General features: G+C 63.5%; 7 protein-coding genes. All 7 read left to right on the top strand.

The genetic code is table 11. The features are described 5' to 3' along the window. Positions 1-92 precede the first annotated feature (92 nt). The 7 genes from ACSHZY_RS16635 to ACSHZY_RS16605 all read left to right on the top strand — a co-directional run bounded on the left by ACSHZY_RS16635 (position 93) and on the right by ACSHZY_RS16605 (position 5,868). Positions 93-308, top strand: a complete 216-nt coding sequence (locus tag ACSHZY_RS16635) for a hypothetical protein (protein ID WP_435171030.1) — start codon at positions 93-95, stop codon at positions 306-308. Positions 309-312: 4 nt separating this feature from the next. Further along, on the top strand, positions 313-540 hold the full coding sequence (locus tag ACSHZY_RS16630) for a hypothetical protein (protein ID WP_435171028.1): 228 nt from the start codon (positions 313-315) through the stop codon (positions 538-540). Between the two features lie 453 nt (positions 541-993). Further along, a complete protein-coding gene (locus ACSHZY_RS16625; protein ID WP_435171026.1) occupies positions 994-1,818 on the top strand; it encodes a Bug family tripartite tricarboxylate transporter substrate binding protein in 825 nt (274 codons plus the stop codon). Between the two features lie 66 nt (positions 1,819-1,884). Next, positions 1,885-2,373: a tripartite tricarboxylate transporter TctB family protein gene (locus ACSHZY_RS16620; protein WP_435171025.1), complete on the top strand. Its 489-nt coding sequence runs from the start codon at positions 1,885-1,887 to the stop codon at positions 2,371-2,373. Then, complete coding sequence (locus tag ACSHZY_RS16615) at positions 2,370-3,869, top strand: tripartite tricarboxylate transporter permease (RefSeq protein WP_435171024.1); 1,500 nt, start codon at positions 2,370-2,372, stop codon at positions 3,867-3,869. Before ACSHZY_RS16620 ends, ACSHZY_RS16615 begins: the two co-directional genes overlap by 4 nt. A 17-nt stretch (positions 3,870-3,886) precedes the next feature. Continuing rightward, complete coding sequence (locus ACSHZY_RS16610) at positions 3,887-4,822, top strand: phosphoglycerate dehydrogenase (RefSeq protein WP_435171022.1); 936 nt, start codon at positions 3,887-3,889, stop codon at positions 4,820-4,822. A gap of 11 nt (positions 4,823-4,833) precedes the next feature. Then, the gene (locus ACSHZY_RS16605; protein WP_435171021.1) at positions 4,834-5,868 is read left to right on the top strand and encodes an Ldh family oxidoreductase; all 1,035 of its coding nucleotides are present in this window, start codon (positions 4,834-4,836) and stop codon (positions 5,866-5,868) included. The last annotated feature ends 132 nt before the right edge of the window (positions 5,869-6,000 follow it).

Here is a 6,000-nt window from a genome sequence, read left to right as displayed (position 1 = left end):
CCGCTGTCCAGAAGTCTTCCTCTCAGCCATCGCCCTCGCCGCAACCGTCCTCTACTGGTTAGGAATCCTGACCCTAGATCAAGGCTCTTGCGATGTCTCGGGGGACGCGGGCCAAAACGGATCGGATAGACGCGGAACTCGATGGCCAGTTCCTGCTGTTCCGGCCGGAAGCCGGACTGACCTTGCCAGATGATAACTTCCCTATTCGCGGGAATTTGACCACGCGACGCGCTCAGATCGTCGGGATGCGCAAGCGGCTTTTGGCGCAGATCGCGGCCCGCAAGAAGCAGGACATTCCCGCCGGCTGAGGGTTTGGATGATGCCCTCAAAACCATGCTGGAGAGCCAGATCCGTGATCTCGAGCGCCAGATTGGATGTGTCATCGCACGGGAGGAAGCGTCGGCCAACAAGGCAAGGCTTCTTCGATCCATCCCCGGCAACGGTCCGGTTTCGGCGGCCGTGCTGATCGCGGAAATGCCGGAATCCGGCCGGATGGGTGGCAGCTACGCGCCCGTATGCATCGGCGAGGCTACGGCCTGAATCCCTTCGCGGCGGACACCGACGAACGCGGCAGAGCGTGACTGACCAACTGGCTGGCCGCGCTGCTGGAACAGAACGCTTGCCTTTGGCTCAGGTCTATATGGCCATGCCGAGACTGACTTCAACATGACAACGTGCAAGCTTGTAAAGTTGTCCAATTAAACTTATAAAACATTTACAAGCAATTTCATACGGTTATATATATTTAGGTGTGTTATTGAATCGTGTATTGACAAGAGCATCGTAAAGCATGACACTTAATCTTAGTGTTCTGGCGGGAGGGTCGGGACGTTTGGGAGGACTTACATGTCGATGCGAAACAGCGTCGCTGCACTGGCAGCGATCGGGACAGTTGTGGCTTTTTCCGCCGATGCCCAAAGCTATCCTGAGCAACCCATCGAGGTGATCGTGCCCTATGCCGCCGGGGGCGGCACAGACCTGTCGATGAGGGTCATGGCCGAAACGCTCCAAACGAAGATCCCGGGCGCAACAGTGGTCATTCGCAACGTTCCCGGGGGCGGCGGCGGCATCGGTACCGGCGAGGCATTGAAAGCAACGCCTGATGGCTACACGCTTGGAACCGGCGCGCAGGGACCCATTGCCCTTCTGCCGCATTATGGGGCAACCACATACAACATTGACGATGTGGACTTCCTGGCACTCATGGCGCGCAACCTGCAGGTCGTGCTGGCGTGCAAGAACGCCCCCTTCTCCAGCGCCGCGGAATTCTTGGCCTATGCCAAGGAAAACCCCGGCATGGTGCTGATCGGCAATTCCGGCTCTGGTGGGGCGAACCATCTTTCGGTGGAGGCGTTCGGCCGCGCCTCTGGAACAACGTTCGAGAACGTTCCCTTCAGTGGCGCGTCCGAAGCGCTGACCAACTGCGCGGGCGGGCATATCGACGCCGTCACCGCAACGCCGGCCGAAGCCCGTGCCCATGTGGAATCCGGCGCCGTGACGCCCCTGTTCGTCATGGAGGCCGAGCGGATTGCGGAGTTCCCGGACGTGCCGACGGCCATTGAAAGTGGTGTCGACTTCACATGGTCGTCCTGGAAAGGGATCATCGCGCCGAAGGGCCTGCCCGAGGATGTGCGGGCCGCTCTCACGACGGCACTGAAGGAAACGTTCGAGGATCCCGGGTTCATCGCCCGCATGAAGGAGATGGGGGAGTTTGTCGACTACCGCGACAGCGACGGCTACGCCGAACTGGCCCGCGCCGACAGCAAGATGGCCGAAGGTGTTATCCGTGAGCTCGGCATGTACGGGATGAACAAGTAATCTGCCTCTTTGACCGGTACCGTCCTGCGGCACCGGTTTTTCGTTTTCACCTGCCAAAGGACCACCATGACGCGGACCGAGATGATACTTCGGAACAGGGACGTTCTTTCCGGGCTGTTGTTCCTGCTGGTCGCGGGCATCTTTGCCTACGGCGCGCACCGCTTGCCGCTTGGCTCGACGCTGCGCATGGGGCCGGGATATTTTCCGCTGGTCCTGTGCGCGGTCCTTACGGTGCTGGCGGTCGTGACAATTCTGAACGGCGTGCGCAAGGCGAGCGTGGAGACCGCGGCGGCCCCGCTGGCCTGGGGCCGCATGCTGGTCATCTGCGGCGCCGGCGTCTTCTTCGCCCTCGCGCTGGTGCCGCTGGGTTTGCCGCTCGCCGTGTTCGGTGCCGTAGTGACTGCAGCGGCGGCCAGCCGTGACTTCCGCCCGCTGCCCGGTCTGGCCCTCGGTGTGCTGACTGCGCTCGGGGCGTGGCTCATCTTCGCCGAAGCGCTGGATCTTCCGTTCCGTTTTGTTGGCACCTGGCTGACGTTCCTGAAGGGGGCCCCATGAACCTGCTTTCCGATCTGGGCCTTGGTTTCGCGACCGCGCTGACCTTCACCAACCTGTCCTATGGGTTCCTCGGGGCGCTGGTCGGCACGCTGATTGGCGTGCTGCCGGGCCTTGGACCGGTTGCGACCATCGCCATGTTGTTGCCGCTGACCTTCGGGCTGGATCCGGTCACCGCGCTGATCATGCTGGCCGGCATCTTCTATGGCGCCCAGTATGGCAGTTCCACCACCGCGATCCTGATCAACCTGCCGGGGGAAGCGTCTTCGGTCGTGACGGCGCTGGACGGTTACAAGATGGCGCGGCAGGGCCGGGCCGGGGCGGCGCTGGCGACGGCGGCGCTCGGCTCCTTCTTTGCGGGATCGGTGGCCACGCTGGTGATCGCGACACTGGGGCCAGTGCTGGCCGCAGCCGCTCTCAGCTTCGGTCCGGCGGATTACTTTTCCCTTATGGTGCTGGGGCTGATCGCGTCGGTCACCATGGCCTCCGGTTCCATCGTGAAGGCGCTGGCGATGATCGTAATCGGCGTGATGTTGGGACTGGTGGGGCAGGACATCTATACCGGGGCCGCCCGCATGACCTTTGGCCAGCCGCAGCTGCTGGACGGACTGGAATTCGTGGCCATCGCCATGGGCCTCTTCGGTCTGGCCGAGATCTGCCAGAACCTCGAAGATGAATCATCGCGCGCGACCTCGGTTAAGAGTGTAGGCTCCCTGATGCTCAGCCGTGCGGATTTCAAGGCGATCATCCGCCCCGTGCTGCGAGGAACAGGCATCGGTTCCCTCCTTGGTGTTCTGCCGGGTGGCGGCGCCACGATCGGGGCTTTCGCCGCCTACGTCACCGAAAAGAAGCTGTCCCGCACGCCGGAACGCTTCGGCGAGGGCGCGATCGAGGGTGTTGCCGCGCCGGAAAGCGCGAACAACGCTGGGGCACAAACCTCGTTCATTCCGCTGCTGACCCTTGGCATTCCCGCCAATGCGACCATGGCCATGATGATGGGTGCACTGATCCTGCACGGTGTGACGCCGGGGCCCAACATCATCACCAACGAGCCTGTGCTGTTCTGGGGGCTCATCGCCTCCATGTGGCTGGGCAACCTGATGCTGGTGATCCTGAACCTGCCGCTGATCGGCATCTGGGTGAAGCTTCTCTCTGTCCCCTACCGCTTCCTGTTCCCAATTATCGTCGCACTGTGCTGCGTCGGCGTCTACACCGTCAGCAACAGCACGTTTGACGTCCTGCTGATGGTGGGGTTTGGGGTGCTCGGCTATGTTTTCATGAAGCTGGGCTGTGAACCGACGCCCCTTCTCTTGGGCCTCGTCCTTGGGCCCATGCTGGAGGAGAACCTGCGCAGGGCTCTGCTGACCGGACGGGGTGACCCCACGGTGTTCCTGACGCGCCCGATTTCCGCGACGCTGCTGGCGATTGCCGCCCTGTGCCTGATCCTGATGATCCTGCCCTCTATCCGCAAGAAGCGCGTCGACGCTTTCGAAGAATAAGCCACCACGAGGTTCCCATGGTGAAGATCGTCACGACATCCCCCGGCTTTGGCACCGCACCCCGCGTCGCCGCACGGCTGGACGAACTGGGTTGGACCCTTGTGCGCTGCGCGGACGCCGTCACGCTGGCCGAGCAGATTGGAGATGCCGACTTCTTCGTCGTCGGGCTGATCGGTCCCAGCCCAGAGGTGCTGGATCGGGCTACGCGCCTGAAAGGCGTGCTGAAGCATGGCGTGGGTGTTGACAACATCGACATCCCGGCCTGTTCCGCCCGCACCCTGCCCGTCGCGAATACGCCAGGCGCGAACGCGGACGCGGTGGCAGAGCTTGCGATCGGAATGATGTTCGCGATGGCACGGCAGATCCCGCAGGGCCACGTCTCCGTCACCTCGGGCGGGTGGGACCGAAAGGCAGGAGTGCAGCTGGGCGGCAAGACGCTGGGCGTCGTCGGCTTGGGCAATATCGGACGCAAGCTGGCACTGCTGGCCTTGGGTTTGGGCATGAAGGTGGTGGCGACGGACCCCTATCCGGATGTGGCCTTTGCCCAGCAGCACGGGATTGACCTGTTGGATCTGGACGGCGTGCTGGCCCGCAGCGACTACCTGTCCCTGCACGTGTTCGGCGGGGCCGACAACGCCGCCCTGATCGACGCCAAGCGCCTGAGCCGCATGAAGCCAGGGGCACGGTTGCTCAACCTCGCCCGGGGGGAGGTGGTGGATCTGGACGCGGTGCACGAGGCACTGGCGAGCGGCCAACTCGCCGGTGCGGCGATCGACGCTTATGTGGTGGAGCCGCCGGATACGTCCCACCCCATCTTCACGCATCCGAACGCGATCTTCATGCCTCATTCGGGCGCTGACACGGTGGAAGCGTTGGAAAACGTTGGCCTTATGAACATCGAAGACATGCAGGATCTGCTGGCCGGCCGCCGTCCCGCCCGTGTCCTGAACTGAAGGATCATTACATGCACGCTGTCGCGCTGCTTCGTCGCTTTGCCACCGACCTTTTCCTCGCCGCAGGGCTGGAGGCCGAGAAGGCTGAGGCCGTCGCGCATTACCTGGTCGAAGCCGACGTAATGGGACACACGACACATGGTCTGGCCCTCGCCCCGTGGTATCTGCAAAGCATCGACGACGGCGTCATGACCAAGAAAGGTGATCATGAGGTCCGGTCGGATCGGGGTGCCGCTATCCTGTGGAACGGCCGTCGTCTGCCTGGGGCTTGGCTGGTGTCGCAAGCGGTGCGGGTGGCGTGCGACCGGGCGCGGCAACACGGCACATGCACCCTGACCATCGCCGACAGCCATCACATCGGTGCATTGGCGGCCTATCTGACCGAGGCGACGGACCAAGGACTGATGATCTCCATCGCGTCGTCTTCGCCCTCGGGGGCGCAGGTGGCGCCATTTGGCGGGCTGAAGGGCGTGTTCACGCCGAACCCCGTGGCCTACGGGATCCCGACGCCGGGAGATCCGATCCTGATCGACATCTCCGCCTCCATCACCACGGTCAACATGGCGCAGCGCATGATCCGCGAAGAGCGCGTCTATGACCACCCGTGGATCATGGACGCGGCCGGCGGCGCGACCACCGATCCGGCCGTGGTGACGGAGGGCGGCACCCTTCTGCCGACCGGTGGGCTGGATCACGGCCAGAAAGGCTATGGTATGGCCCTGTCGGTGGAGGCCCTGACCCAAGGCCTTGCCGGCTACGGACGGGCGGATCATCCTGTCGGGACCAACTGCGCCGTCACGATCCTTGTCCACGATCCTGAGGCGTTCGGCGGAAGCGACCTGTTCCTTCGCCAGACCGGCTGGCTGGTCGACGCTTGCCTCTCGTCGCCCCCTCGGGATCCCGCGCGGCCCGTGCGCCTGCCCGGACAGGCGGCACTGCAGCGGTCGCGTCGCGCGGCTACGGAGGGGGTGGAGCTTTACCCAACCATCTGGCCCGCGCTGGTGGCGGAAGCCCAAAAGCGGCGCGTGACGCTTCCTGAAACCTGATTTCGCTTCAGGCAGCCAGTTGGTTCTGGCGCTGGAACGTCTGGCGATGATGGTCATGCGGGCGGGACTGAACCAGACGCGACAAGACATTCTAGATCAGGCCGCTAAACGGTCGGCTTGATTGTGGAGGTC

It is taken from the genome of Falsirhodobacter sp. 1013 (assembly GCF_051195255.1).
In the GTDB taxonomy this organism is placed as follows: Bacteria; Pseudomonadota; Alphaproteobacteria; order Rhodobacterales; family Rhodobacteraceae; genus Falsirhodobacter.
The sequence above is the reverse complement of the archived record's forward strand: the minus strand, read 5'-3'. Positions and strand labels throughout refer to the sequence as shown.

Bases quoted from the DNA above. Each gene is read 5' to 3' on its own strand.
- ACSHZY_RS16635 (WP_435171030.1), top strand. From the start codon at position 93: ATGTCTCGGGGGACGCGGGCCAAAACGGATCGGATAGACGCGGAACTC.
- ACSHZY_RS16625 (WP_435171026.1), top strand. From the start codon at position 994: ATGGCCGAAACGCTCCAAACGAAGATCCCGGGCGCAACAGTGGTCATT.
- ACSHZY_RS16620 (WP_435171025.1), top strand. From the start codon at position 1,885: ATGACGCGGACCGAGATGATACTTCGGAACAGGGACGTTCTTTCCGGG.
- ACSHZY_RS16615 (WP_435171024.1), top strand. From the start codon at position 2,370: ATGAACCTGCTTTCCGATCTGGGCCTTGGTTTCGCGACCGCGCTGACC.
- ACSHZY_RS16610 (WP_435171022.1), top strand. From the start codon at position 3,887: ATGGTGAAGATCGTCACGACATCCCCCGGCTTTGGCACCGCACCCCGC.
- ACSHZY_RS16605 (WP_435171021.1), top strand. From the start codon at position 4,834: ATGCACGCTGTCGCGCTGCTTCGTCGCTTTGCCACCGACCTTTTCCTC.